The 26,369-nt window shown below is 65.3% G+C and carries 26 protein-coding genes; 14 read left to right on the top strand and 12 right to left on the bottom strand.

Features of this window, described 5'->3' with window-relative positions; translation table 11 throughout:
• Positions 1-375 precede the first annotated feature (375 nt).
• Both AAC645_RS05355 and AAC645_RS05350 read left to right on the top strand, forming a co-directional pair.
• The gene (locus AAC645_RS05355; protein ID WP_340314397.1) at positions 376-996 is read left to right on the top strand and encodes a DUF4136 domain-containing protein; all 621 of its coding nucleotides are present in this window, start codon (positions 376-378) and stop codon (positions 994-996) included.
• Positions 993-2,135, top strand: a complete 1,143-nt coding sequence (locus tag AAC645_RS05350; protein WP_340314396.1) for a M14 family metallopeptidase — start codon at positions 993-995, stop codon at positions 2,133-2,135. Before AAC645_RS05355 ends, AAC645_RS05350 begins: the two co-directional genes overlap by 4 nt.
• Position 2,136: 1 nt before the next feature.
• On the opposite strand, the gene AAC645_RS05345 is transcribed toward AAC645_RS05350, so the two are convergent.
• Both AAC645_RS05345 and AAC645_RS05340 read right to left on the bottom strand, forming a co-directional pair.
• Positions 2,137-2,472 (bottom strand): PilZ domain-containing protein, encoded by a 336-nt coding sequence (locus AAC645_RS05345; RefSeq protein WP_340314395.1) that lies wholly within the window; start codon positions 2,470-2,472, stop codon positions 2,137-2,139.
• 311 nt (positions 2,473-2,783) lie between these two features.
• On the bottom strand, positions 2,784-3,350 hold the full coding sequence (locus AAC645_RS05340; RefSeq protein ID WP_340314394.1) for an HNH endonuclease: 567 nt from the start codon (positions 3,348-3,350) through the stop codon (positions 2,784-2,786).
• A 177-nt stretch (positions 3,351-3,527) separates the two neighbouring features.
• Here AAC645_RS05340 and gluQRS point away from each other — a divergent pair, with 177 nt between their 5' ends.
• The 4 genes from gluQRS (at position 3,528) to AAC645_RS05320 (ending at position 5,676) form a co-directional block, all read left to right on the top strand.
• Positions 3,528-4,385, top strand: a complete 858-nt coding sequence (gene gluQRS, locus AAC645_RS05335) for a tRNA glutamyl-Q(34) synthetase GluQRS (protein WP_340314393.1) — start codon at positions 3,528-3,530, stop codon at positions 4,383-4,385.
• 70 nt (positions 4,386-4,455) lie between these two features.
• Complete coding sequence (locus tag AAC645_RS05330; RefSeq protein WP_340314567.1) at positions 4,456-4,758, top strand: GIY-YIG nuclease family protein; 303 nt, start codon at positions 4,456-4,458, stop codon at positions 4,756-4,758.
• 104 nt (positions 4,759-4,862) lie between these two features.
• The gene (locus tag AAC645_RS05325) at positions 4,863-5,093 is read left to right on the top strand and encodes a twin transmembrane helix small protein (protein WP_340314392.1); all 231 of its coding nucleotides are present in this window, start codon (positions 4,863-4,865) and stop codon (positions 5,091-5,093) included.
• Between the two features lie 10 nt (positions 5,094-5,103).
• Positions 5,104-5,676, top strand: coding sequence for a cob(I)yrinic acid a,c-diamide adenosyltransferase (locus tag AAC645_RS05320; RefSeq protein ID WP_340314391.1), 573 nt, complete (start codon positions 5,104-5,106; stop codon positions 5,674-5,676).
• 187 nt (positions 5,677-5,863) lie between these two features.
• Here AAC645_RS05320 and AAC645_RS05315 read toward each other — a convergent pair whose 3' ends face one another.
• Positions 5,864-8,854 (bottom strand): TonB-dependent receptor plug domain-containing protein, encoded by a 2,991-nt coding sequence (locus AAC645_RS05315; RefSeq protein WP_340314390.1) that lies wholly within the window; start codon positions 8,852-8,854, stop codon positions 5,864-5,866.
• A 724-nt stretch (positions 8,855-9,578) separates the two neighbouring features.
• Between AAC645_RS05315 and AAC645_RS05310 the strand changes: the two genes are divergently transcribed.
• Entirely contained in the window at positions 9,579-12,461 is a 2,883-nt protein-coding gene (locus AAC645_RS05310; protein WP_340314388.1) for a TonB-dependent receptor plug domain-containing protein, read from the top strand.
• Between the two features lie 66 nt (positions 12,462-12,527).
• Here AAC645_RS05310 and AAC645_RS05305 read toward each other — a convergent pair whose 3' ends face one another.
• From AAC645_RS05305 to xseA, 3 genes are read right to left on the bottom strand one after another with little or no spacing between them, the layout of a single operon-like run.
• Entirely contained in the window at positions 12,528-13,412 is an 885-nt protein-coding gene (locus AAC645_RS05305; RefSeq protein WP_422785798.1) for a M23 family metallopeptidase, read from the bottom strand.
• Entirely contained in the window at positions 13,412-13,609 is a 198-nt protein-coding gene (locus AAC645_RS05300) for a DUF2093 domain-containing protein (RefSeq protein WP_340314566.1), read from the bottom strand. The genes AAC645_RS05305 and AAC645_RS05300 overlap by 1 nt, the downstream gene beginning before the upstream one ends.
• A 42-nt stretch (positions 13,610-13,651) precedes the next feature.
• Positions 13,652-15,118 carry an exodeoxyribonuclease VII large subunit gene (gene xseA, locus AAC645_RS05295; RefSeq protein ID WP_340314385.1) on the bottom strand — a complete coding sequence of 489 codons (1,467 nt, stop codon included), beginning with the start codon at positions 15,116-15,118 and terminating at the stop codon, positions 13,652-13,654.
• Between xseA and purD the strand changes: the two genes are divergently transcribed.
• Both purD and AAC645_RS05285 read left to right on the top strand, forming a co-directional pair.
• Complete coding sequence (purD, locus tag AAC645_RS05290; RefSeq protein WP_340314384.1) at positions 15,117-16,397, top strand: phosphoribosylamine--glycine ligase; 1,281 nt, start codon at positions 15,117-15,119, stop codon at positions 16,395-16,397. The two genes, xseA and purD, sit on opposite strands and share 2 nt — an antisense overlap.
• 46 nt (positions 16,398-16,443) lie before the next feature.
• A complete protein-coding gene (locus AAC645_RS05285; RefSeq protein WP_340314383.1) occupies positions 16,444-16,926 on the top strand; it encodes a hypothetical protein in 483 nt (160 codons plus the stop codon).
• A gap of 40 nt (positions 16,927-16,966) precedes the next feature.
• Here AAC645_RS05285 and thiE read toward each other — a convergent pair whose 3' ends face one another.
• Positions 16,967-17,671 carry a thiamine phosphate synthase gene (gene thiE / locus AAC645_RS05280; protein ID WP_340314381.1) on the bottom strand — a complete coding sequence of 235 codons (705 nt, stop codon included), beginning with the start codon at positions 17,669-17,671 and terminating at the stop codon, positions 16,967-16,969.
• Between the two features lie 37 nt (positions 17,672-17,708).
• On the opposite strand from thiE, the gene AAC645_RS05275 reads away from it, so the two are divergent.
• Positions 17,709-18,437, top strand: a complete 729-nt coding sequence (locus AAC645_RS05275; RefSeq protein WP_340314380.1) for a DUF72 domain-containing protein — start codon at positions 17,709-17,711, stop codon at positions 18,435-18,437.
• Positions 18,438-18,597: 160 nt separating this feature from the next.
• On the opposite strand, the gene AAC645_RS05270 is transcribed toward AAC645_RS05275, so the two are convergent.
• The 5 genes from AAC645_RS05270 to tkt all read right to left on the bottom strand — a co-directional run bounded on the left by AAC645_RS05270 (position 18,598) and on the right by tkt (position 24,359).
• Positions 18,598-19,494 carry a fructose bisphosphate aldolase gene (locus tag AAC645_RS05270; protein ID WP_340314378.1) on the bottom strand — a complete coding sequence of 299 codons (897 nt, stop codon included), beginning with the start codon at positions 19,492-19,494 and terminating at the stop codon, positions 18,598-18,600.
• Positions 19,495-19,560: 66 nt separating this feature from the next.
• Positions 19,561-20,754, bottom strand: coding sequence for a phosphoglycerate kinase (locus tag AAC645_RS05265; protein ID WP_340314377.1), 1,194 nt, complete (start codon positions 20,752-20,754; stop codon positions 19,561-19,563).
• Positions 20,727-21,239, bottom strand: a complete 513-nt coding sequence (locus tag AAC645_RS05260) for an MOSC domain-containing protein (RefSeq protein WP_340314376.1) — start codon at positions 21,237-21,239, stop codon at positions 20,727-20,729. Before AAC645_RS05260 ends, AAC645_RS05265 begins: the two co-directional genes overlap by 28 nt.
• A gap of 125 nt (positions 21,240-21,364) precedes the next feature.
• On the bottom strand, positions 21,365-22,375 hold the full coding sequence (gene gap, locus AAC645_RS05255; protein WP_340314374.1) for a type I glyceraldehyde-3-phosphate dehydrogenase: 1,011 nt from the start codon (positions 22,373-22,375) through the stop codon (positions 21,365-21,367).
• A gap of 16 nt (positions 22,376-22,391) precedes the next feature.
• A complete protein-coding gene (gene tkt, locus AAC645_RS05250; RefSeq protein WP_340314373.1) occupies positions 22,392-24,359 on the bottom strand; it encodes a transketolase in 1,968 nt (655 codons plus the stop codon).
• A 184-nt stretch (positions 24,360-24,543) separates the two neighbouring features.
• Here tkt and AAC645_RS05245 point away from each other — a divergent pair, with 184 nt between their 5' ends.
• The 4 genes from AAC645_RS05245 to AAC645_RS05230 all read left to right on the top strand — a co-directional run bounded on the left by AAC645_RS05245 (position 24,544) and on the right by AAC645_RS05230 (position 26,341).
• Positions 24,544-24,765: a hypothetical protein gene (locus AAC645_RS05245; RefSeq protein WP_340314371.1), complete on the top strand. Its 222-nt coding sequence runs from the start codon at positions 24,544-24,546 to the stop codon at positions 24,763-24,765.
• Positions 24,765-25,097 (top strand): cell division protein ZapA, encoded by a 333-nt coding sequence (locus AAC645_RS05240; RefSeq protein WP_340314370.1) that lies wholly within the window; start codon positions 24,765-24,767, stop codon positions 25,095-25,097. The genes AAC645_RS05245 and AAC645_RS05240 overlap by 1 nt, the downstream gene beginning before the upstream one ends.
• A gap of 456 nt (positions 25,098-25,553) precedes the next feature.
• Positions 25,554-26,132, top strand: a complete 579-nt coding sequence (locus tag AAC645_RS05235) for a 5-formyltetrahydrofolate cyclo-ligase (RefSeq protein WP_340314369.1) — start codon at positions 25,554-25,556, stop codon at positions 26,130-26,132.
• Positions 26,129-26,341 carry a DUF2842 domain-containing protein gene (locus AAC645_RS05230; protein ID WP_340314368.1) on the top strand — a complete coding sequence of 71 codons (213 nt, stop codon included), beginning with the start codon at positions 26,129-26,131 and terminating at the stop codon, positions 26,339-26,341. The genes AAC645_RS05235 and AAC645_RS05230 overlap by 4 nt, the downstream gene beginning before the upstream one ends.
• Positions 26,342-26,369: the final 28 nt, after the last annotated feature.

The raw sequence follows: 26,369 nt of genomic DNA, 5'->3' as shown, positions 1-26,369 counted from the left end.
AGTTTGTTTTGGCCCTCAAACGCCGGCGCAGGGCCTCCGCCCTGCTTGGCTTCCTCGCAATAAGCTCGGACGCGCTGTGCGCGCTTGCCTCTTCGAACCACGCGACGCTTGCGCCTGGGGCTGGCGTTGCGGGGCTCTGGCAAGCGGGACGCCAAGCTCGGCGTCGGAGCCCGACCAGGGCTTCGCAAGGCCGACGGCCGCCGCGCCTTATTGGCGCGAAGCCAAGGCAGGCGGATGCCTGCCGCCCGGCGTCTGAGGGCAAAATCAAAAACGCGCCCGGCGTTTGAGGGCGGTTGCTCGCAACCATTCATCCTATATGCAGCGAAAATGTTGCCCATGCGTTTCGATGCCAGGCATCTCTGGAGGGATGAACTTATGATCGCCAACAAATTCGCCGCCTGGGCGGTGATGATCGGAACAGCGCTCGTCCTTGCCGGATGCGCGGCGCAGACGCCCGAGATGCGGGTCACCCGCTTCCATCTTGGCCAGCCGATCGCCCCGGGCGCGGTGGCCGTGGAGCCGCGCGATCCCACGCTGGCGAAGGATCTCGAGTTCCAGACCTATGCCCGCATCGTGCAGGGCGAACTCAACCGGCTCGGCTTCAGCATCGCCCCGAACCTCGCCAAGTCCGAACTGGTGGCAGTGACCGAGGTGAGCCGCTCCTGGCGCCCGGCCGGCGAGGCGCAGCGCTCGTCGGTTTCGATCGGCGTCGGCGGCGGAAGCGGCGGCGGCTGGCATCGCGGCACCAGCGTCGGCCTCGGCGGTGCGGTGAGCTTCCCGATAGGCCAGGCGCGGCAACGCATGGACGTGCTGACGCAGCTGTCGGTCCAGCTCAAGCGGCGTTCCGAAGGCACCGTGATCTGGGAAGGCCGGGCCGAATCGGTGGCGCGCGACGGCAGCCCGCAGGCCAATCCCGAAGCGGCCGCGGCGCGCCTCGCCGAGGCGCTGTTCCGGGGCTTCCCCGGCCAGTCGGGCGAGACTATCACGGTGAAATGACCGATCCCCACAGCATCGATATCTCCAGCGGCTTCGACAGCGGCAACATCGCCCTTCTCCATCGCGACGGCACCGTTCTGGACCTCGCCATCGTCAAGGATCATCAGTCAGACTTCTACCAATGGTTCCACTTCCGGCTGACCGGCGCCAAGGGGCAGCCGGTGAGCCTGCGCATCACCAATGCCGGCGGATCGGCCTATCCCGACGGCTGGAAAGACTATCGGGCCTGCGCTTCGATCGACCGGCAGCACTGGTTCCGGGTGCCGACCAGCTTTGCCAACGGCGTGCTGACGATCGCTTTCACGCCTGAGGCCGACAGCGTCTGGCTCGCCTATTTCGCGCCCTATTCGATGGAACGGCATCACGACCTGGTCGCCAGGATCGCAGCTGCGCCGGGAGTGCGCCATGAACGGCTCGGCGCCACCCTGGACGGCCAGGACATCGATCTGCTGACGATCGGCGAAGGTACGCGGCAGCTGTGGTTCTACGCCCGGCAGCACCCTGGCGAGTCGATGGCGGAATGGTGGATGGAAGGGGTGCTCGAGCGGCTGACCGATCCGTCCGACCCGATCGCGCGCAGCCTGCGCCGGCGCGCCACCTTCCACATCGTCCCAAACATGAACCCCGACGGCTCGCGCCGCGGCCATCTGCGCACCAACGCCGTCGGCATCAACCTCAACCGCGAATGGCACGAGCCCAGCCTCGATCGCAGCCCCGAGGTCGTGCATGTCCTGCGCAGGATGGACGCGACCGGCGTCGATTTCGCGATGGATGTCCATGGCGACGAGGCGATCCCCTACGTCTTCATCGCCGGCTTCGAGGGCATCCCCAACTGGACCGCGGAGCAGGGCCGGCTATATCATCTGTTCCGCGATACGCTCGCGCGCCGCACGCCCGATTTCCAGACGCGCTACGGCTATCCGGCGGCATCGGCGGGAAAGGCCAATCTCGCGATGTCGACCAATCAGCTCGCCAACCGCTTCGGCTGCGTCGCCGCAACGCTGGAGATGCCGTTCAAGGACAATCGCGACCTGCCCGACGCCCAGCGCGGATGGTCGCCGGAGCGATCCAAGCAGCTCGGCGCGGACTGTCTGGGGGCGCTCCACGAAATGCTGGATGAGTTGCCGGTACGCGGCTGACTCAGCGCGTCGCGGGGCGTTCGGCGCTCGCTTGCAGCATCTTCACGCTCGCCTCGTCGAGCGGGTGATCGAAGCTGCAACCGGCCTCGCGGCCGTCCGCCCAGACGATCCGTGCGTCGATCAGCCCCTTTCCCGGCAGCGAGATGCGGATTGACGTATCGGGTGCGAGATCCTGATAGAGCCGCAGCCGCGCACCGCTCATCGAGATGTCGATGATCCGGCAGGGTGACCGGGAAGGCGACGAAACGCTGCGCATATCGGTGTCGAAAGCGCTCGCACTCCGCGGCGCGGCGCGGCGGCTTCGCCCCTCGCGCAGGAGCACTTCGGACGAAAACATTACGCAAACTCCCCCGCCGCCGAACCAGCGTCCCCCGGACCCGAGCCGTGCGTTCCGGGAAACTACTTAGTCGGGGATGGCCTGTGGGGCAACGGCGTTCGGCACGGTGGCGTCATGGGCGGCGCATTCGATCACGGCACGCTGCGATTACATTGACCCCCTCATCCAGAGTAAGGGCTGAGCATAGACAAAGACCGCATCGAAGGAGCAATGGTGCGCGGGGCGCAGCTTGGCCTTGGACACGCCACTTCGCCAGGCTCAGTGGCTGCTCAGGACGAGCGGGTGACTTGGCTTGAAAGCCGCGCGCTCGATCAGGCCTCGAGCTCGATGTCCCAATAGAGCCAGTCGCGCCAGCTCTGGTGCAGATAGTGGGGTGGGAAGCTGCGGCCGTTTTCCTGGAGCTGCCAGCTGGTCGGGCGAAACGGCGATTCGAACAGGCGCATCCGCGCCTGCTGGGGGGTGCGGCCGCCCTTGCGCAGGTTGCACGGCGCACAGGCGGTCGAGACATTCTCCCAGGTGGTGCGCCCGCCCTGCGCGCGCGGGACGACATGATCGAAGGTCAGATCCGCCAGCGAGCCGCAATATTGGCAGGAGAAGCGATCGCGCAGGAACAGGTTGAAGCGGGTGAACGCCGGATGCTCGGACTGCTTCACATATTGGCGCAACGCGATCACCGAAGGCAGCTTCATAGCGAAGCTCGGGCTGTGTACCTCGCGATCATATTGCGAGACGATGTCGACCCGTTCCAAAAAAACCGCCTTGATAGCGGTTTGCCAGTTCCACAAGGATAAGGGGTAATAGCTCAGCGGCGTGTAATCGGCGTTGAGCACGAGCGCTGGACAACTGTCCGGATGTCGCATGAGATCGGAATGGTACATGAACCACCAGAGCCTTCCGCACGAGATGGAGAGCTCCACCCGGACCAGCCCACAGCCTTCCGTTCGCACACCGGAACGCTTATGGCCGAACCGGCCGCGCCCTCGTGGCCACTCTTTCGCTCGAAAGCGTGACATGGGCATGACAGCATTTCCGGCGACTCCTCGTCAAGAGTCCGAATGCACGAAAGTGTAATTTCCCGCTTCGCGCCGAGCCCGACCGGGCGGCTGCACCTCGGCCACGCCTTTTCGGCGCTGCTCGCGCATGATTTCGCGCGCGCGCGCGGCGGGCGTTTCCTGCTGCGGATCGAGGATATCGACCCGACCCGCTGCCGCCCCGAACATGTTGCGGGAATAATGGAGGACCTGCGCTGGCTGGGGGTCGAATGGGACGGCGAGCCGCTGTTCCAGTCGGCCCGGCTGCCGCTCTATCGCGCTGCGCTGGATCAACTGCGGGCAGCGGGCCTGGCCTATCCCTGCTTTTGCACCCGTGCACAGATCGCCGCCGAGATCGCCGCCAGCGCAAGTGCGCCGCACGGGCCGGATGGACCGATCTATCCCGGGACGTGCCGGTCGCTGAGCGATGCCGAGCGGGCGCGGCGGATCGGCGCTGGCGAGCCGCATGCCTGGCGGCTGGACATCGCCATGGCCGCGGCGCCGGCCGGGCCGCTGAGCTGGCATGATGAGGCGGCCGGCACGGTGGCGGCGACGCCGGAGATCCACGGCGATGTCGTGCTCGCGCGCAAGGACGCGCCGACCAGCTACCATCTCGCAGTCACCGTGGACGATGCGGCGCAGGGAATCACCGACGTTATTCGCGGCGAGGACCTGTTGGCGGCGACCCACCTCCATCGCCTGCTCCAGGCGCTGCTCGGCCTGCCGACGCCGCGCTACCATCACCATCGGCTGCTGACCGACGAGAAGGGCGAGCGCCTGGCAAAACGCGCGGGCGCGCCGGCGCTCGCCACGATGCGCGCCGAGGGGGTGGACGCGGCGGCGCTCTGCGCAAGACTGAGATGCAAACCTTCGCTGGCATGACGAGCTCTCTAACAAAAGCGTCATGCCAGCGAAGGCTGGCATCTCAGCAGAGTCGCGCTACCCTCGCCGCATGCGGCGAGGCGGCTGGACCTACATCATGACCAACAAGCCTGCCGGTGTCCTCTACATCGGAGTGACCGCCGACCTGGCCGCGAGGGTCGAACAGCACCGGCAAGGCCAGGGCACGGCCTTCTGCCGTCGCTATAACCTGACGCGGCTCGTCCATGCCGAAGAGCATGCTATGATCGAGGAAGCCATCGTGCGGGAGAAGGCGCTCAAGGCTTGGGATCGCACGTGGAAGCTCCGGTTGATCGAGGAGGCTAATCCGGAGTGGCGTGACCTGCTGGACGAGGGTGGCGCGCTGATCTCATGAGATGCCAGCCTGCGCTGGCATGACGTATTTTCGATAGTGGAACTATGCCAGCGCACCCCAAAGCAAGGGGTGTAATTCACCGCCTGTCGCGCTACATGGGGACCATGGGAAACACGCTCTTCTTGATCCTTATCGTCGCCGCCATGATCGCGACCGTCGTGGCGCTGGTGCGGGGGATCATCGCCTTCCTGCGGACCACCGAGGAGGATCTGAAGGGCGGCGGGCTCAACCAGTCGGGGCTCAAGCAGAACCGGATGATGCGGCAGCGCATCGCCTTTCAGGCGATTGCGGTGATCCTCGTGATCCTGCTGCTGATCATGAGCCGCGGCAGCTGACCTCCCCGCGATGGTTCGTCTCAACAGGATCTACACGCGGGGCGGCGACGCCGGCGAAACCGGGCTGGTGGATGGATCGCGCCTGCCCAAATATGCGCCGCGCATGGCCGCGATCGGCGATGTCGACGAGCTGAACTCTGCGATCGGCGTCGCGCTGACGCAGGCGCTGCCCGAAGAGGCTCGCGCCCAGCTCGGCCGTATCCAGAACGAGCTGTTCGACCTGGGCGCCGATTTCGCGACCCCCGGCCCCGATTTCGCACCGTCGGACATGACGTTGCGCATCGTCGGATCGCAGGTCGAGCGGCTCGAGCGCGAGATCGACGCGATGAACGAGGCGCTCGAACCGCTGCGCAGCTTCATCCTGCCGGGTGGGTCGCCCGCAGCGGCGGCGGTCCATCTCGCGCGTGCGACCTGTCGCAGGGCCGAGCGGTCGGCGGTGGCGGCGAACGCCGATGTCGGCCTCAATCCGGTCGGGCTCGCCTACATCAACCGGCTGTCCGACCATCTGTTCGTGCTCGCCCGCTACCTCAACCTGGGCGGCGAGGGCGACATCCTGTGGAAGCCCGGCGCCACCCGGACCTGAGGAGCCCGCCCCGCCTTTTTAGAGGATGCGGCGTTTAGGTTGAATCATCCGCTCATCCTGAGCAGCCACTGAGCTTGTCGAAGTGGCGTGTCGAAGGACGTCCTCCGATGCGAGCTTCGACAAGCTCAGCCCTTACTCTGGATGAGCGGGTCAATCTAATCGCAGCGTGTTCGGGCAGGCCGCTCGATCAGAACTTCACCTGCACACCCGCATAGAAGCGCCGGCCGAACGGATCGTAGACGTCGGCGGCCGTTGTCGTTCCGGTGATCGAGCCGAAAAACAGCCCATCTTCCAGTATCGGCGGCTTGCGGTCGAACAGGTTGTCGACACCCACGAAGAACTCGAACTGCTCCTTGTCGCCGGCGCGGGCGCGCAGCTGGACGTCGTGGTATAGGCGCGCCTTGATGTTGTTGTGCGACACCGCCCGCGCGGCCTGCTCCGGGGTCAGGCCGGCGCTGTTGATCAGGAAGTCGAGCGTGCCGGCCGGATCGAACTCGTCGACCGGCGTGTCGACCATCTTGCTGAGATAGGTGGTCGTCCAGTTTAGGCTGATCGGCCCGAAGCTGTAATTGATGGTGGCGTTGATCTTGTGCTTGAACACCTCGCCATATTCGAGATTGCCGAGGCCGCTCTCGACCGGCGCCGACGGGTCGGACTGGGTCTTGTACTTCAGGGTCCGCGTGTAGAGGATGTTCACCGCCAGCCGGTCGTCTGCCATCAGCCCCAGCCTGCGGTTATAGTTGAGGTTGAAGTCGATGCCGCGAGTGCGGAGGTTGGCGATGTTGATATTCTGCGCGTTCACGGTGGTGATGAAGCCGGTGTTCGGATCGCGGATGACGTTGTTGCAGAATTGCGCAAGGCCGGTCGTCAGGCACTCCTGGATCGAGGTCTGGCGCGGCACGATGCCGATGGCGTTCGACACCTTGATGTCGAAATAATCGGCCGTCAGGCTGAAGCCCGGCAACGCGCGCGGCGAGATCACCGCGCCCAGCGTCAGCGTCTTGCCCTTTTCCTCCTGCAGGTTCGGATTGCCGCCATCAAAGCCGTTGATGCCCTGCAGATCGGCCTGACCATATTGGAAGATGCCGGCGCGGGCGATCGCCGCGGCGACCGCCGGGATGTCGCGGCACGCCGCGGCGAAATCGCCGCCGCCGCTGGTTGCGGTGATGCCGTTGCAGGGGTCCTGCACGGTCGGGAAGGTCTCCGACGGCGCCGAGAACAGCTCACTGATGTTCGGCGCGCGGTTGGCGACGGCATAATTGCCGCGCAGCCGCAGCCCGTCGACCGGGGAATATTCGGCGCCGGCATTCCAGCTGAACACCTTGCCGATCGTCGAATAATCCGAATAGCGCACCGCGCCCTGCAGGCTGAGCGATCGGGCAAATGGCAGGTCCTTGAGCAGCGGGATGTCGACCTCGCCGAACAGCTCCTTCACATTATATTTGCCGATCGTGTCCGGAGTCAGGTTGCCCGAATTGAGGCCGGCATTGGTGAGCGGGTCCCAATTGTCGACGCTCTTCTCGCGGCGATATTCGGCGCCTACCGATACCTTCAGGTCGCCATAGGGCAGCGTTACGGCCGTGCCGGAAATATTCGCGGTGACGACCAGCTGGGTGTTCTTGACGTCGTCACTGCGCGGGACGGCGGAGCGCACATAGGCCGAGGCTTCGGGCGAGGCGCTGTTATAGCCGAACAGGTTGATCGGCACGCAGCCGGCTGCCCGCGCAGCGGGGTCGCGACACACGATTGCGCCGGTCGGATCGCGCACCGCATCGAGCGCGGCGGCATATTTGGTCAAGTCGACATCCTGGGTCTGCGTATGGTCTTTGAGTTGGCCATAGACCGCGGAAACCTCGTAGTTCCACTTGTCGGCGATATCGCCGCGGAAGCCGCCGGCGATGCGGAAGGTGTCGCGGCGGTTGGTGTTGCTGCGAGTGAATATCTCGGTCTGTCGGCGCGCGAAGCTGATCGAGGTGATGTCGTTGGTCGGATCGGCATCGCTGTTGCGGGCCGCGATCGCCGACGCGATCGACGCCGGGATGAACGGATTGTCGATGCCGTAGCCCAGCGGCAGGTCGGGCTGCGGGATGCCGGCGCCGGCGCCGAACGGCGCGGCCTCGATCTGGGATGACGACCGGGTATGGGCGTAGGTGCCTTCGATGAAGGCGGTGACATGATCGGTCAGCTCATATTTGGCCGATGCGGCGCCAAGATAGCGCTCCACCGGAGTCGAGATGCGGCGCGCCGAGTTGCGGTTATAGCCGTAGCCTACCGGGAAGCCCGTCACGACGCTGTTGTCGGGATTGAAGGTGAAGGTGTCGGTCGGGGTGCCTTCCGCGGTCGTCAGGATCTCGGGTGAATCACCGACCAGCACGAAGCGGCCCTGCTCGGCGAAGGAGCTGTAGGCCTCCGGGCCGCAGGTGAAGAGGCAGTCCTGCGCCGAGATTTTGCGCTTGCGCGAGAGCAGGCCGTAATCGCGGTCATAGGTGAAGTTGGCGATCACCGATCCGCGATCGTCGGATCCGAAGGACATGCCGCCGGTCAGGCTCGCCGAATATCGGCGATTGTCGCCACGTGACGTGAGCCCATATTGGCCGCGGGCGATCAGGCCATCGACCTTGTCCTTGAGGACGAAGTTGACGACGCCGGCGATGGCATCGGATCCGTAGACCGCGGAAGCGCCTCCGGTCACGACCTCGACCCGATCGACGAAGTCGGTCGGGATATTGTTGACGTCGACGATAGACGTGCCTGCTACGCCCGGCACGAAGCGACGGCCGTTGACGAGCACCAGCGTGCGCGCCGTGTCGAGGTTACGCAGGTTGATCGTCGAAATGCCGTTGCCGGTGGTGTTGAAGTTGCTGTTTGTCGTGCTGATGCCGGGGATGCCCGCCTGCGGCAGCTCCTGCACCAGATCCGAGACGTTGGTAACGCCCTGGGCCTGGATCTGGGGTGAGCCGACCACGGCGATCGGCGTGGCTGCCGCAAGCTCTGGCCGGGCGATCCGCGAACCCGTGACGATGATTACGTTTTCCGGGGGTATAGGCTCGGCTGCGGCTGCTGCGGGCGCGGGCGTCGCCTGGGCGTGGGCGGGCGCGGACAGCGCCGCGCTGATGGCGAGCGGCGCTGCTCCCGCGACCCAAATGGCGCAGCGCATCTTGCGGTTGATCTGGTTCACGTGAGTCCCTTTGCTTGGCGACCCGGAGGGGCATGCCTTGCGCCGGAGAAGGGGAGAGCCCTCGACTCAAGCCTTCGCTGACGCTCAAGAGAAACTCATCTGCCTCTGGAATGGCGGCGATCGGATAACAAAAGTTATTATTTACAGCAGTTTAGTCGCATTTTTTACCCGATCCGTCGTTGCGGGTGCGACGCAGTCCTGCGGATCGACATCGAGGGCTGACCTAAGCGCCAGGTCCGCCAGTTCGCAGGCGCGATGATCAACGCGGGCCGAGCGAAGCACATCATGCGAAGGCGTGAACTGCGCGACCTTATTTGTCGAAGCGTCAGCCGATGCCGGACCATGTTTAGGTTCGGACGGGGTCGATGTCCTCCCCTTCGCCCATTGGTCGGCGCCAAGAGGCGTTGTGTTGCCGGGGGCTGAAGTTTGACGAGCGTCTTGACCGCCCCTCCACCGGACGGGGCACCGTCTCCAGCGATGAGCTATAATAATCGGTAGTGGAGGTTCAGTTTACGGATATGTCACACCTGTTGCATAAACGCGACAACCTGAAGGCAACACGCGGCGTATATTAACTCATGCTTTACACTTAGATCAGGTTTCCCGCACATTTGCCGACATAGCTGAGGGAAATGGCGCAGCGTGCCAGCAGGCGACGTTTGCGAAGGTTGAGCATGAAACGGAATCTTCTCGCTCGCTCCAGAAAAGGGACTGGAAAGTGTACATGAAAATGAAGATCCTCGGCCGATTCGGGCTAGGTTGCAGCGCTGCTGCGCTAGCTATCGGCATCGCGCTGGCGGCTTCGCCGGCGGCAGCGCAAACGACACCCGCCGGTAAAGCCGCGGATGCGGAGGCCGACGACAGCCATCTCATTATCGTGACCGGCTCGCGGATCGCGCGTCCCCAGATAGAGTCGCCGGTCCCCGTCGCCGTCGTTTCCGCGGCCTCCATCGGGAATGTCGGCCACACGAATCTACTCGATGCTCTGCGTGATCTGCCGATCGTTGGCCAATCGCCGGGCACCTCGGCGTCGAATTTTGCGAGCTTCGGGCAGGGTGTGGCGGTCGTAAACCTCCGCAACCTCGGTTCCTCGCGAACGCTGGTGCTGATCAACGGTCGGCGCAGCGTCGGCGTGCCAGGCACCTCGGCGGTCGATCTCAACAACATCCCGACCGATCTCATCGAACGTGTCGAAGTCGTCACCGGCGGTGCCTCGGCGGTTTATGGTTCAGATGCCGTCGCCGGCGTCGTCAACATCCTCCTGAAGAACAATTTCACGGGCATCGACCTTCACGCTCAGGACATGATCTCGAGCCGCGGCGATGGCGAAACGCCGCTGTTCTCGGCATTGGCCGGTCAGGATTTTCTCGAGGGCAAGGGCCATATCACCGCCAATTTCACCTATACCAGGTCGAAAGCCGTCCCATCGCGCGCGCGAAGTTTTTCGCGGAATGATTCACCAACGCGCAGCCCCTATACGCCGCAGGGCTTGTTCTTCGATTCCCATGGGAACGGCTATACGTTCGATCCTGCCAATAACGTCATCCCGTTCACGGGAACGCCCGATCAGCTCTATAATCGCGCGTCCGAGCGGCTGTTGACCACGCCGGTCGAGCGCTACACCGGATCGGTTCTGGGCCATTACGACTTCAGTGACTCGATCCAACTTTATGGCGAGTTCACCTACAACAGGACAAAGGCGAGCGGTCATCTCGAGCCATTCGGGGCCGACGATCAGGGCACTCAGGGCCGGTCGGTATTCAATTTCGACGCATCGCCCTTTCCCGGCATCTCGTCGAACAACCCCTATGTGCCCGCGGCGATCGCTGCGGCGGTCGGCCCCGATGCCGCTCTCCATCCCGCCAAGCGGTCAAACGGGCTGTTCGATCGCAGCCCACACGACAAGCGCGACTATTATCGCGGCGTTATCGGCCTCAAGGGTGATATCGGCTCGACCTGGCACTATGACCTTTCCTACGAACACAGCCAGGTTCGCGACAATACGTTCAACGAAGCGATCCTGATGACCAATTATGGCGCTTCGCTGCAGGCGACGACGCTCAACGGTCAGATCGTCTGCGCCGATCCGGTGGCCCGCGCGGCGGGCTGCGTGCCTATCAACCCCTTCGGTCGCCAGACGTACACGCCGGCGCAGATCAAATGGCTGAGCACCTATACCGGCCAGGGCGTCACCGTCCCCGGCGCCACGCCAGGCGAGATGGTCATCGCGAACTTCCTGCAGAAAAGCTATCAGGACGTCGCCTCATTGAACGTCGATGGTTCGCCGTTCGACCTGCCCGGCGGGGCGCTTGGCGTCGCGATCGGCGGTGAATATCACCGTGAGAAGGTTTCGGCAGTCTACGATCCCTTCACCCGATCCGGCTACAGCTCGCAGCTACTGAACGGCAACGCGTTCGGCAGCTTTGATTCCAAGGAGTTGTATGGCGAAATCAGTGCACCGATCCTGGGCGGCATCCCGGCCATCCATAAGCTCGAGCTTAACGGTGCGGTGCGCTTTGCCGATTATTCGACCGTCGGCACGGTATGGTCCTATAAATATGGCGGCACCTACGCGCCGACCCCGGACCTCAACTTCCGGGCGACCTACGCCCGCGCCGTCCGCGCGCCGAACCTGGGTGAGCTCTATCGGCCGCAGGCCAGCACCGCGCAGCAGGTCGTCGACCCTTGCGACCAGCGTCAGGGTCTCGGTGAGAGCGCACCGACGGTTACGCTCCCGGCCGGCTGCTCCGCCATTCCGGGCATCTCCACCTACCTGGCGACGCATCCCAATTTCGCCTATACGCTCGCGCAAGCGCAGACGATTTTCGGCTTTACTGGCGGCAATCCCGGTCTGCGGGAGGAATCGACCGACACCCTGACCGTGGGCGGCACTTTCACGCCGCGGTTCCTGCGCAACTTCTTCCTGACGGCAGACTATTATTCGATCAAGGTGAAGAACGCCGTCGCGTCGATCAATCCGCAGACCGCGGTTGACCAGTGCTTCCAGACCGGATCGGCCAATTTTTGCGGTCTCGTCACCCGCAATGCCAATGGCTTCATCACCCAGGTCGATCAGCTCTACATCAACGCTGCGTCCTACAAGGTGGCGGGCATCGACGTCCAGGCGGGCTACAACTTCAAGACCCGCTTCTTCGGCGACGAGCAGCAGGTGTCTCTCGACTTCTACTACAACCACAAGTTCAAGCAGCAGCAGTTGGCGTTCGCGGGCGACGCGCTTCAGAATGAACTCGGCACGGCCGATACCTATAACAGCCAGCAGCTGGGCACAGGCTTCAAGGACCAGTTCACCTTCAATGCCGGTTATGTCATCGGCCCGGTCTCGCTACATTATCGCCTGAAATATATGGGACCCGTCACGGCGACTTCGGGTTCGTTCAAGATCCCGTCCTACACCTACCACGACCTCCAGGTTAATTTCGATGTCGCCGAAAAATTCGAATTCTACATCGGCGCCAACAACCTGCTCGACAAGCAGCCTCCGTTCATCCCGGGCGGCAACAGCCAATGGCCGGGCACGAACACCGTGGCGGACACCTATGATGTGCTGGGCCGGATGATCTATGCGGGCGTGCACGTGAAGTTCTGACGCCTGGATCAGTCATCCGATGAAAAATTGGGGCGCTTCCCTTGGGAAGCCCCCCTTCTCGTATGGCTAGCCGCCCATCGCCCCCGCCAGCGGCGCGGGATCGATCCGTGCGTCGCGCCATTTCATGCCCCAGTGGAGATGCGGGCCGGTCGCGCGGCCGGTCATGCCGATCGCGCCGAGCGGCTGGCCCTGCCGCACCGCCTGTCCCACCGTCACGTCGATCCGCGACAAATGGAGGAAGGCCGAGTTCAGGCCCATGCCATGATCGATCATCAGCAGATTGCCCTCCAGCGTGAAGGGCGCCGCCGCCGCCAGGATTACCACGCCGTCGGCTGGCGCGACGATCGGCGTTCCCGCCGGCCGGGCGACATCGACTCCCGAGTGGAACGCGCCGGGCTCGCCGGCATAGATGCGCTGTGATCCGAAGACGCCGCTGATCCGGCCTTTTGCAGGCCAGATGAAGCGCTGGCGCCAGCCGGTCGCACCGGTATCGAGCGCGCGCGCCGCGGCGATCTGCTCGAGCTCGATCTTGCGGCGAGCGAGGAACTCCGGGGTCGGCGTGGTGCCGCGCGGCAGAGTGGGCAGCGATTCGATCTGCCAGCTCCGCGGCGCGATCGTCAGGGTGCGGCGATGGATCGAGCCGTCGGCCAGCCGGGCCTCGAGCATGGCCGTAGCCGTCTGATCGCGATCGAAGGCGATCAGGAAGCGATTATCTGGCGCGAAGCCGATCGCCTTTCCATCGAGCAGCAGGGTGCGGGTGCCCGCAGGGGCCGTCCCGAGGGCCAGCCCGCCCTGGACCAACGCGCCCGACAGCCGGAAGTCGGCATTGTCGGTGACGGTCGGCGCCGGATAGGGCGCGGGTGGCGGTGGCGCAGCCGGGATGATGGCCGGGGTGCAGCCCGCCAGCAGCGATGCGATCAGCGCGGCGCCGAGGCCGCACCGCGCTGCGATCAAGCCTTCTGCTCCGCCTCGGTCGCTTCGGCCGCGCCGGCATAGGCTTCCTGCCGCGCCACGCTCCAGTAACGCAATTCGTCGAGCGGGATGGCAGCGCCCGATATCGCGCACAGGACATGATCGCCCGGCACCAATACGCTAAACCCGTTGGCGGCATAATCGAGCTTGGCGAGGCGGCCCGCGTTCATCAGCATCTTCGGCTCCTTCGCAACATATATGGGATCGGCCACGCCATCCTAGAAGAGGTCCTGCTGGCGCAACGCCGCCGCTTCCCGGTCCTTCGGCTTCGCATAAGACGGCTTGCCGCCATTCTCAACCCGCGCATCGATTGCGCCGTCGGCAAAATGGAGGGTGAGCAGGCCCGCGGTCTTCGCCGCTTCAGCCTCGGTCAGCACGCCGCCACCGCGTTTCTCGACGCGGACATAGCCGCGCTTGAGCGGCTTGTCGGGATGGAGCTGCTCGGCGATCCGCCACAGCCGGTCGAGCGTGGCATGGGCCTCGGAGAGCTTCGCTTTGATCGGCCGATCGCTGAGCCGGACCGACTCCAGCCTTTCCTGCGCGCGCTCGATCTTGCGGTCGAGCAGCGCCGGCCGCAATGCCCCGGCGGCATGAGCCAGATCACCGCGCGCCACGGCAAGGCGCCGGTCCAGCGCGCGCGGCAGCCGGTCGGCGATGTCGTCGAGCCGCTGTTGCTGGCCCGCGAACAGGCTGTCGAGCGCGGGAAAGCGATCGGCCACCGCCGCGAAGCGCTCGGCGGCCCGCTCGCGGTAACGCAGCGCCAGCCGCTCGGCGCGCGCGCCCAGTTCGCGAACATGGTGGGCCAGGTCGGCGCGCACCGGCACCGCCATCTCGGCGGCGGCGGTGGGGGTCGGCGCGCGCCGGTCGGCGGCGAAGTCGGCGAGGGTGGTGTCGGTCTCATGCCCGACCGCGGAGATCACCGGGATCGGCGATTCGGCGATTGCGCGAACCACCTCTTCCTCGTTGAACGCCCAGAGATCCTCGATCGAGCCGCCGCCGCGTCCGACGATCAGAAGGTCGGGGCGGGGAACCGGGCCGAGTTCGCCCAGCGCCCCGAAGCCGCGCACCGCGCAGGCGATCTGATGCGCCGCGGTTTCGCCCTGAACCGCGACCGGCCAGAGGATGACATGGGTGGGGCAACGGTCCTCGAGCCGGTGGAGGATGTCGCGGATCACCGCGCCGGTGGGGGAGGTCACTACCCCGATCACCCGCGGCATGAACGGCAGCGACCGCTTGCGCTCGTCGCTGAACAGGCCCTCGGCGGCGAGCATGCGGCGGCGCTGGTCGAGCAGCGCCATCAGCGCGCCCTGGCCGGCGAGCTCCATCCGGTCGATCACGATCTGATATTTGGAGCGGCCGGGATAGGTGGTCAGCTTGCCGGTCGCGATCACCTCGATACCGTCCTCGGGGCGGAAGCGCATCGCCGCGGCCTGACCCTTCCAGATCACCCCGTCGATGCAGGCGCGCTCGTCCTTGAGCGACAGGTAGCAATGGCCCGAGCTGTGCCGCTTGAATCCTGAAATCTCGCCGCGCACGCGGACATGGCCGAAGGCATCCTCGACCTGCCGCTTGAGTGCTCCGGATAATTCGGAGACGCTGAGCGCGGGTGCGTTGTCGCCCGGCTGCTCCTCGGCTAACAGGCGGGGCCCGTCGCTTGGGGCCTCACCGGGGAGAAGTTCGTTCATGATCGTCCTGCTGCTGGGATCGGGTGGCCGCGAACATGCGCTGGCATGGAAGCTCGCGCAATCCGAACGCCTTACCAAGCTCTACGCCGCGCCCGGCAATCCCGGCATAGCCCAGTGTGCCGAGTGCGTCGATCTTGATCCGACCCATATCGATTCGGTGCTGGCGTTTGCGCGTGACGAGAATGTCGGGCTGGTGGTGATCGGGCCGGAGGCGCCGCTGGTCGCCGGGCTCGCCGACCTGCTCCGCGAGAATGGCATATTGACGTTCGGGCCCAGCAAGGCGGCAGCCCAACTGGAGGGTTCGAAGGGCTTCACCAAGGATCTGTGCCGGCGCGAGCATATCCCGACGGCAGCCTATGGCCGCTTCAACAACGCCGGCTCGGCCAAGTCGGCGCTCGACAGCTTTGGCCTGCCGGTGGTGATCAAGGCCGATGGGCTTGCTGCGGGCAAGGGCGTGGTGATCGCCGAGAGCCGCCACCAGGCCGAGGAAGCGATCGACGACATGTTCGGCGGCAGCTTCGGGATTGCCGGCGCGGAGGTGGTGGTCGAGGAGTTTCTCACCGGCGAGGAGGCGAGCTTCTTCGCGCTGACCGATGGCACCGCGGTGGTGCCGTTCGGCTCGGCGCAGGATCACAAACGCGTCGGCGACGGCGATGTCGGACCCAACACCGGGGGCATGGGCGCCTATAGCCCGGCGCCGGTGCTGACGCCGGAACTCGAGGCGCAGGCCATGCGGGAGATCGTCGAGCCTACCGTGCGCGCAATGGCGGCGATGGGGACGCCCTATTCAGGCGTGCTCTATGCAGGGCTGATGCTGACCGAGAGCGGCCCGAAGCTGATCGAATATAACGCGCGCTTCGGTGATCCGGAGTGCCAGGTGCTGATGCTGCGTCTCGAAGACGACCTGATCACGCTGATGCTCGCCGTGGCCGAGGGCCGGCTGGCGGAACTGCCCCGGCCCAGCCTCTCGCGCAACAGCGCGCTGACCGTGGTGATGGCGGCGAAGGGCTATCCAGGCACGCCGGCCAAGGGTGGCGCGATCCGCAACATCGTCGAGGCCGAGGCCAAGGGGGCCAAGGTCTTCCATGCCGGCACGGCCGAGGGGCCGGCGGGGCTCGTCGCCAATGGGGGGCGGGTGCTCAACATCACTGCGCTGGGCAAGGATATCGGCGAGGCACGCGATATGGCCTATGCTGCGGTCGATGCGCTCGATTTCCCGAGCGGATTCTGCCGACGCGACATCGGCTGGCGGGAATTGGCACGGCAGCGGAACGCTTGAAGCATTCCTGCATTGGATAAGAAGATCAGAGTAAGAAGGACGGGGAATGTCGAACACCACCCTCATCATCGCCGCCATCGTCGCGATCCTCGCCGTCGTCGGGCTGTTCCTGCTGGTTCGCAAGCCAACCCAGCGCGTGTCGCTGTCGGAAAGCCCGCCGCTACAACGTGCGGCGCCTGCGACCCCGGCGCCGAGGACCGAAGGTCATGGGCTCACCGACAGTGCCGCCGCCGCGGTGCTCGACATCTCGGGGCAGATGATCGGCATCGATGCCCATCCCGATCTGCCGGCCGACGACCTCACCCGGATCAAGGGGCTGGGGCCGAAAGCCCAAGCGGTGCTGAACGGCATCGGCATCCGCAACTATGCCCAGCTCGCAGACCTCGACCCCGCCCAGGCGGCCGAGGTCGATGCCCGGCTCGGCGCCTTCAAGGGCCGCATCTTCCGCGACCGCTGGATCGACCAGGCGCGCTATCTGGAAAATGACGACAAAGTCGGCTTCGAGGCGGAGTTCGGAAAGCTGGGATAAGCAAAAGATAAGCCCCTCCCTCGGAGGGAGGGGCAAGATATCACCCCATCCCCTCCAGCGCGGCGAACCTTTTCACCGCCGCCGCCGGTCCGTCCGGATCGTTCCATACCGCACCCGACACCGCCAGGAAGTCGGCCCCCGCCGCGATCAGCGGTGGAGCGTTGTCGGGGGTAATGCCGCCAATGGCGACGCAGGGCAGCTCGAACAGCGTCGCCCACCAGCCCAGGATCGAGAGTTCCGGCCGGTGCTCGGTTTCCTTGGTGGTCGTGGGATAGAAGGCGCCGAAGGCGACATAGTCGGCCCCCGCCTCACCGGCCTCCATCGCGAGATGGCGGCTGTCATGGCAGGTGACGCCGATCTGCGCATCGGGGCCCAGCACCTGCCGCGCTTCGCGCGGATCGCCGTCGTCCTGGCCGAGATGGACGCCATCGGCGCCGAGCCGCTTCGCGAGGCCGATCGAGTCGTTGACGATGAACGCCACCTCGCGCGCCGCGCAGACCGCCTGGAGCGGGCCGGCGAGTTCGGCGATGCGGTGATCGTCGATGCCCTTGAGGCGCAGCTGGAATGCGGCCACCGGGCCTGCATCGAGCGTGGCGGCCAGCGTCTCGGCGAAGACCGCGTCGATCGCGGGCGGCGAGATCAGGTAGAGCCTGCACGCACCGCGGCGCTCGTCGCGCTCGAAGCGGTCGGCGAAATGGGGATCGAGCGAGAGGGACTCGCTGTCGTCATCGAAATCATCGTTCATGCGAGCCCTCTAGACTAATATCTGCGTTGACCGCCACATGATCCGGATCGGCTGTTCTGGCTGGAACTATCGCCACTGGCGCGGCCGCTTCTATCCCGAGGGTCTGCCGGCCAAGCGCTGGTATGCGCATTATGCCGCGCAGTTCGACACGGTCGAGATCAACAACAGCTTCTACCGGCTGCCCAAGCCCGAAACCTTCGCCGCCTGGGCCGACGCGGCGCCGCCCGGCTTCTGCTATGCGGTCAAGGCGCCCCGCTTCATCACCCACATGCGCAAGCTCAAGGATGCCGGCGAATCGGCCGCGCGCTTTGTCGATCATGCCCGTCATCTCGGGCATGCGCTGGGTCCGATTCTCTACCAGCTGCCGCCGCGCTGGCACGCTAATGCCGATCGGCTGGCGGAATTCCTCGCGCTGCTGCCGCGCGATCTCTCGCACGTCTTCGAGTTTCGCGATCGGAGCTGGATGACCGAAGAGATATTGGCGCTGCTCGATGCGGCGGGCGCGGGCTTTTGCGTGCACGACTTTCCGGGGCTGGAGACGCAGCGCTGGGTATCGGGCAAGCTCGCTTATGTGCGCTTCCACGGGACGGGCGGCAAATATGTCGGGCGCTATGATGCGGCCGCCCTGGAGGACTGGGCCGGCTGGATGCGTGCGCAGGAGGCCAAAGGCTGTGCCGTGTGGGCCTATTTCAACAACGACATCGATGCACATGCCATCGCGGATGCGCTGGCGTTGATGGCGCTGGTGAACGGAATCACCGTTTGACATCACCGCAGCGGATCGGATCTTTAATGCTCCGCCGTCATTCCCGCGAAAGCGGGAATCCATGGACGGCGGAGCATTCAATCATTGAGCGGCCGCTTCCGTGGATTCCCGCTTTCGCGAGAATGACGGATGTTGGGGCTTGCTTCGGTCGCTGAGAGCCTCAGCCGGCCTTCTTCGTCGACGCAGTATAAATCTCGTCGATCGCGCCGCCGAGCGACGCATCGAACTCCGCGTCGGTCATCTGGTGGCGCAGGTCCTCGAGCAGCGCGCGGCTGAAGCTGGCGATGATGCCGCGGTTCTTGGCAAGCTCCCGACAGGCTTCGGGACGCGCATAGCCGCCCGACAGCGCGACGACGCGCAGCACGCGGGGATGGTCGACCAGCGGATCGAACAGGCCGGGCTTGGCCGGCAGCGACAGCTTCAGCATCACCTTGTCGTCGCCCGGCAGCGCGTCGAGCGCCTTGAGCAGCTCTTCCAGCAGGATCTGGTCGGCCTCGGCGCGCTCCGGGCTCTTGATGTTCTGTTCGGGCTCGAGCATCGGCATCAGCCCGGCGGCGAGCACCTGCCGGCCGATCTCGAACTGCTGCTTGACGATCGCGGCGATGCCCTCGCGGTTGGCGAGGTTGATGACCGAGCGCTCCTTGGTGCCGAACACGCCGAGCTTCCTGGAGCGGCTGAGCAGCGCGTCGAGCTCGGGCATCGGCTTCATCAGCTGGACGCCGTTCTTCTCGTCCTCGAGTCCCTTGTCGATCTTGATGAAGGGGACGACGCCGCGCTCGATCAGCGCCTGCGGCACCGGCTTGCCGCCGGCCTGTCCGTCCATCGTCCGCTCGAACAGGATCGCGCCGATCACCTTGTCGCCGGTAAAGGCGGGCGAGGTGATGATGCGGGCGCGCATCTGGTGGATCAGGCCGTACATTTCCTCTTCACCCGACCAGGCGCCCTCCTCGATGCCATAGCCCTTGAGTGCCTTGGGCGTCGAACCGCCGCTCTGGTCGAGCGCCGCGATGAAACCCTGGCCGGCGGCGATCTTCTTCATCATGTCCTGATCGATCATATGCGTAAAACTCCTGTTTCCCTGGTGATGCGCCCCCCGGCGCCGTTCATCTCTCCTGCCCAGTGTTCAGCGTTCGAGCGCTTTCACTCCCGGCAATTCGCGGCCTTCCATCCATTCGAGGAAGGCGCCGCCCGCCGTCGACACGAAGCTGAAATCCTGTGCCACGCCAGCATGGTTGAGCGCCGCGACGGTATCGCCGCCGCCCGCTACCGACACCAGCGATCCACCCTTGGTCAGCGCCGCCGCCGTCCTGGCGAGCGCGACCGTCGCAGTGTCGAACGGGGGGATCTCGAACGCGCCCATCGGGCCGTTCCACACCAGGGTTTTGCACGTCTTCAGCGCATCACCGAGCGCTTCGACCGCGGCCGGGCCGACATCGAGGATCATCTCGTCCGGGGCGACCTCGTGGACATTGACCGTGCGGGTCGGCGGGTTCGCCTTGAACTCCTTCGCCACCACCACGTCATAGGGCAGGTGGACGGTGCAGTCGGCCTTGTCGGCGGCCTCGAGGATCTCGAGCACAGTGTCCTTCAGGTCATGCTCGCACAGCGACTTGCCGACATCGACGCCGCGCGCTGCCAGGAAGGTGTTGGCCATGCCGCCGCCGATGATCAGGTGATCGACCCGCGCGACGAGATGCTTGAGAACGTCCAGCTTGGTCGACACCTTGGCGCCGCCGACCACCGCCGCGACCGGGTGCTCGGGATTGCCGAGCGCCTTTTCGAGCGCCTCGAGCTCGGCCTGCATCGAGCGGCCGGCATAGGCCGGCAGCAGATGGGCCACCGCCTCGGTAGAGACATGGGCGCGGTGCGCAGCCGAGAAGGCGTCGTTGACATAGAGGTCGCCGAGCTTCGCCATCGCCGTGGCGAGCTCGGGATCGTTCTTTTCCTCGCCCTTGTGAAAACGGGTGTTCTCGAGCAGTGCAATGGTGCCGGGTTCAAGCTGGGCGACCGCCGCCTCGGCCTGTTCGCCGCAGCAGTCGCCGATGAAGCGCACGTCGCGGCCGAGGACGGCGCGGAAGGCGTTGGTAACGAGCGCCAGGCTCATATCCGGATTACGCTCGCCCTTGGGCCGGCCGAAATGGGCGAGCACCAGCACGATCGCGCCCTTGTCCGCCAGTTCGGCGACGGTGGGGGCGGCCGAGCGAAGGCGGGTGTCGTCGGTGACGCGGCCGTCCTCCATCGGTACGTTCAGGTCCTCGCGGACCAGCACGCGCTTGCCGCGCACATCGCCTATGTCGTCGAGCGTCCTGAAAGCCATTGTACCGTCCCATCATTGATATGTTCGATTGCGGCAAAGCGCGAAACCCTGTCGCCCAGCGCGATGTCGCCGCCCTCGATCACCCGCGCGGTGCGCCCGCCGCGCCACTCCGGCATCAGTGCGAGCAGCAGCCCGTCGGCGACATCATCCATCCGTCGGCACGGATCACACTCGCCGGTGATCTCGACCAGCACCGCGCCGATCCGCAGCAGCGTGCCCGGCTCGCGCGGCAGCTCGATGCCCTCCACCAGCAGGTTGGCGCGCCGCTGTTCCCAGGATACCGGCTGGCCCAGCTCGGTCAGTGCCGCCGTCCAGTCCTCGGCGGCCATGATCGTGACCTGCCGCCGGTTGATCTTGCCGGCCCGCATCGCGCCGCGAAAATCGCCGGCGATTCCGGTGTCGACGCCGACCGCCACATGATCGAGCGTCTCCATCTCGCCGCGCGGACGATCCTTGCGGGCGATGCCGATCAGCCGGCCTGTCATCAGCGCCGATTCCATCCGGTCGCCGTCACTCCAGCGAAAGCTGGAGTCTCGTGAGGTGAAGGCGCCCCTTCATCTCCTGAGATGCCAGCCTTCGCTGGCATGACGGCAAAAGCGCTCAGGTCCACTTACAGCAGTTTGGCGATCGCGCCGGCGGTGTCGACCATGCGGTTCGAGAAGCCCCACTCATTGTCGTACCAGCTCAGCACGCGGACGAGCTTGCCGTCGATCACCGCTGTCTCGAGGCTGTCGATCGTCGACGAATGCGCGTCGTGATTGAAGTCGATCGAAACCAGCGGCTCGTCGGTATAGCCGAGCACGCCCTTGAGCGGGCCGTCAGCCGCCGCCGCCTTGAGCAGCGCGTTGACCTCTTCCCGGGTGGTGTCGCGCTTCGGCGTGAAGGTCAGGTCGACGACCGACACGTTCGGGGTCGGGACCCGGATCGCCGAGCCGTCGAGCTTGCCCTTGAGCTCGGGCAGCACCTCGCCGACCGCGCGCGCGGCGCCGGTGGTGGTCGGGATCATCGACATCGCGGCGGCGCGGGCGCGGCGCGGATCCTCATGGATCTGATCGAGGATCTTCTGGTCGTTGGTATAGGCGTGGATCGTGGTCATCAGGCCGCGCTCGATGCCGATCGCATCGTTCAACACCTTGGCGAAAGGCGCGAGGCAGTTGGTGGTGCAGGAGGCGTTCGAGACGATGATGTGATCGGCGGTCAGCTTGTCATGGTTGACGCCGAACACGACGGTCAGGTCGACCTCCTTGCCGGGCGCCGAGATCAGGACGCGCTTGGCGCCTGCATCGATATGCGCCTGGCCGCCCTTGCGATTGGTGAAGAAGCCGGTGCACTCGAGCGCGATGTCGACGCCCTGCTCAGCGTGCGGCAGCTTGGCCGGGTCGCGCTCGGCGGTCACGTGGATGCGCTTGCCGTTGATGATCAGGTCATTGCCGTCGACTTCGACGGAACCGCTGAAGGCGCCATGAACCGAGTCACGCTTGAACAGCAGGGCGTTCGCTTTTGCATCGGCGAGATCGTTGATCGAGACCAGCTCGAGATCATGATCCGTCCGTTCGAGAATGGCGCGCGCGACATTGCGCCCGATGCGCCCGAACCCGTTGATCGCAACCTTTACCGCCATGCCAAAATACTCCTTCTTAGTTTGCGAGCGCCCCGAGGATCTGCGGAGCGAGCTTGTCGGCCGTCAGGCCGAAATGATCGTAGAGCGCCTTCACCGGCGCCGACGCGCCGAAGCTGTCGAGGCCGAAGCGCAGGCCCTTGCGGCCGACATAGCGCTCCCACCCGATGGTTGTTCCGGCTTCGATCGACACCAGCAGAACGCCGTCGGGCAGGATCTCGTCGCGGTAGCTTTCGGGCTGGGCGTCGAAGCGCTCCCAGCTCGGCATCGAGACGACATCGGCGCCATGGCCGGCTTCCTCAAGCTTCTTCGCGGTCGCCAGCGCTATCTCCACTTCGGAGCCGCTGGCGATCAGCACTGCCTTGCGCGGGGCCTCCGCGGCCTTCAGGCGATAAGCGCCCCTGGCCGAAAAATTCTCGCTGATGTCGGTGCGCAGCTGGGGCAATCCTTCGCGCGACAAGGCGAGCAGCGATGGGCCATCGGCCTTTTCGAGGCTCAGCGCCCAGCACTCGGCGGTTTCGATCACGTCGCACGGCCGATAGACGTCCAGGTTCGGCATCACACGCAGACTCATCAGATGCTCGATCGGCTGGTGGGTCGGGCCGTCCTCGCCCAGGCCGATCGAATCATGGGTCATGACATAGACGACACGCTGCTGCTGGAGCGCCGACAGCCGGATCGCGCCGCGGCAATAATCGGAGAAGACCAGGAAGGTGCCGCCATAGGGAATGACGCCGCCGTGCAGCGCCATGCCGTTCATGGCGCAGGCCATGCCGAACTCGCGGATGCCATAATAGACGTAGCGGCCGGCATAGTCGCTCGCGGTCAGCGGTTCCTGGCCCTTGGTCTTGGTGTTGTTCGATCCGGTCAGGTCGGCCGAGCCGCCGATCGTCTCGGGCAGCTGCTGGTTGATCGGCGCCAGCACCATCTCCGACGCCTTCCGGGTCGCCACCTTCTGGGGGTTGGCGATCAGGTCCTGGAGATAGGGCTGGAGCGAGAAATTCTCGGGCAGCTTGCCGGCGATGCGGCGCTCGAACTCGGCGCGGTTGTTCGAGGCGACGAGCCGTGCTTCCCAGCCGCTGCGCGCCGCGGCGCCGCGTTGGCCGGCTTCGAGCCAGGCGGCCCTGATGTCCTCGGGAATGACGAACGGCTCAGCGCTCCAGCCGAGCTCGGCGCGTGTGGCGGCGACTTCGTCGGTGCCGAGCGCTGCGCCATGGGTAGCCGAGGTGCCCTGCTTGTTCGGCGCGCCATAGCCGATGATCGTCGTGCAGCGGACGATCGACGGGCGCGGATCGAACTTGGCTGCCTCGAGCGCGGCGTTGATGCTATCCGGATCATGGCCGTCGCAGCTGACGGTGTGCCAGCCGGTCGCGGCATAGCGGGCGAGAACGTCTTCCGACGAGCTGAGCGAAACGGCACCGTCGATGGTGATTCGGTTGTCGTCCCACAGCACGATCATGCGGCCAAGCTTCAGATGCCCCGCGAGTCCGATCGCCTCATGATTGATGCCTTCCATCAGGCAGCCATCGCCGGCCACCACCCAGGTGCGGTGATCGACAAGCTCGTCGCCGAACACGGCATTCAGGTGCCGCTCGGCGATCGCCATGCCGACTGCGGTGGCGAGGCCCGAGCCGAGCGGGCCCGTGGTCGCCTCGACTCCCGACAGTTCGAAATTCTCGGGATGCCCTGCGCACGGGCTGTTCAACTGGCGGAAATTGGCGATATCCTCCATCGTCGGCCGCGCATAGCCGGTCAGGTGCAGCAACGAGTAGATCAGCATCGAGCCATGACCGGCCGACAGCACGAAGCGATCGCGGTCGGCCCATTTGGGCTGCGACGGATCGAACTTCAGGTGCTTGGTGAACAGTTCGGTGGCGACGTCGGCCATACCCATCGGCATGCCCGGATGCCCCGAGTTCGCAGCCTGCACGGCATCCATCGACAGCGCGCGAATGGCATTGGCGAGCTGCTTCGATGCAATCGTCATGAAATAACCTTCTGCAGACCGGCGGGATCGACGAACAGGCGGATTTGCTGCTCGCGCGGACCCTTTGTCGTGCTGAGACGCTATCGTCAACTCCAGGGTCGGTTTCAGCAAAGCCTCCGGGTGAGCTGACCGATCACAACGCCGCGCTTGCGGGCCGTAACGAGGCTGCTATTCCTCCAAATCCATGACTGACCGCCGTCTCATCCTTGCCCTTGGCCGCCTCGAACGCGCGCTTGCCCGCGTCGAGGCGGGAATCGAGGCCGCTGCGCCATCGCTCTCTTCGGCGCAGCCCTTCGGGCATGACGAGAGCGAGGCGCTGTTCCGCCTTGCCGAGCGCCACCGTACGCTGCGCGAGGCAACCGAATCGGCGATCGAGCGGATCGACCGGATGCTGGGAGCGAACTGATGGCCGATGTCGAGGTCACGGTCTCCGGACGCCGCTACAAGCTGAGCTGCCGTGATGGCGAGGAGGATCATCTTCGCGCACTGGTCCGGATGGTCGACCTCAAGGCCGAGGAGATCACCGGCGCGCTCGGCGAGATGACGGAGACCCGGACGCTGCTGCTTTCCGCGCTCCTGATCGCTGACGAGCTCAACGATCTGCGGGGCGCAGCGGCGGTTGCGCGCAATGAGCCGCCGGCCGATGTCGAACCCGATCCCGCTTATGCGGTGGCGATCGAACGGATCGCCGAGCGGGTCGAACGGCTGGCGTCGCAGCTCGAGCGGCCGGGGGAGTAGCAATAGCCGTCCCTCCTTTCCGGAGACGCGCTACCGCATATGGAAAAGCCCGGAGAGAAGAGGGCGCTCTATTCCGGAACATCGTCTTCCCGGACTTGATCCGGGATCTCGCTTTTTTCTTTCGTCGGCCGGGCAAAGGCAGCGGGATCGCGGATCAAGTCCGCGATGACGAGAATTTTGCAAGCCTGAAGCCAAATCTGAGCGCCTTTCCGTTGAAAGGAGGGGATTAACATCCATGACCTTGAGCTCCGCCGTCCCGCGTCCTACATAGGGTGTGGCGGGTACTGCCCGGCACGAGCTGCGCGAACATCCCTGAGGCGATTCAATTCCTATGGGGGCTGTCTCTGTCCGGACCCTGGTCCGATGCATATGGCTCCCACCTGATGCTTTCGGCGTCAGAGGATATTCCAGAAACGACCATGGCGGTCCCGCCACCCCATGGAGCGAGCCGGCCCGATGATTGAGCTGTCCAAGCCGGCGCAGCGGGCCGAATTGCGCGCTGCGCGCGACGGATTCGTGCTCGACCTCACAGGCGAGCAGCGCGCACGGCTCGAGGCACGCGCCGCGGCGAATCTCATGCCGCTCATAGAAAAGGCCAGGTGCGTCGCCTTCTATCATGGCTTGGGCGGCGAACTCGGCTGCGGCCCCGCGATCACTGCCGCCGCGGCACGGGGCATCGCCGTCGCGCTGCCACATGTGGCAGGCCGCCACCAAGCCATGCGCTTTCTCTCATGGGCGCCAGGCAACCCGCTCGAAACCGGCTGGCGCGGGCTGCAGCAGCCGCTCGGCGATACGCCCGAACTCATCCCGGACGTCATCGTCACCCCGCTGCTCGGTTTCGACTCGACCCTGGCGCGACTCGGCCAGGGCGCGGGCTTTTACGATCGCGCCTTCGCCGAACGGCCTGTCGCGGCGAAGATCGGTTTCGGCTGGTCGATCCAGCGCGTTCCGGTCATAGCGTGCGATCCTTGGGACGTACGGCTGGACGCCGTCGTCACCGAAGCAGGCACGATCGGCAAAGGCGAGCAGCGATGACCCAACCCAGCTGGCGCAAGCCGTTCGGCATCTTTTTGATCTTGCTCATCATATTCGTCTGGGCGGTGATCGTGGCAAGCGCTTCGCCATGGATCGGGCAGCAGCATATGCTCGTGCAGGCGGCAATCTACATCGTCGCGGGCGTCATATGGATCCTGCCGCTCAAGCCGCTGCTGGCGTGGATGGAGACCGGCCGCTGGCGCCCCTGACTGCGTAGAAACACGTGTGCATTAACCG

Source organism: Rhizorhabdus argentea (assembly GCF_037861105.1).
GTDB classification, from domain to species: domain Bacteria; phylum Pseudomonadota; class Alphaproteobacteria; order Sphingomonadales; family Sphingomonadaceae; genus Rhizorhabdus; species Rhizorhabdus argentea.
The sequence above is the reverse complement of the archived record's forward strand: the minus strand, read 5'-3'. Positions and strand labels throughout refer to the sequence as shown.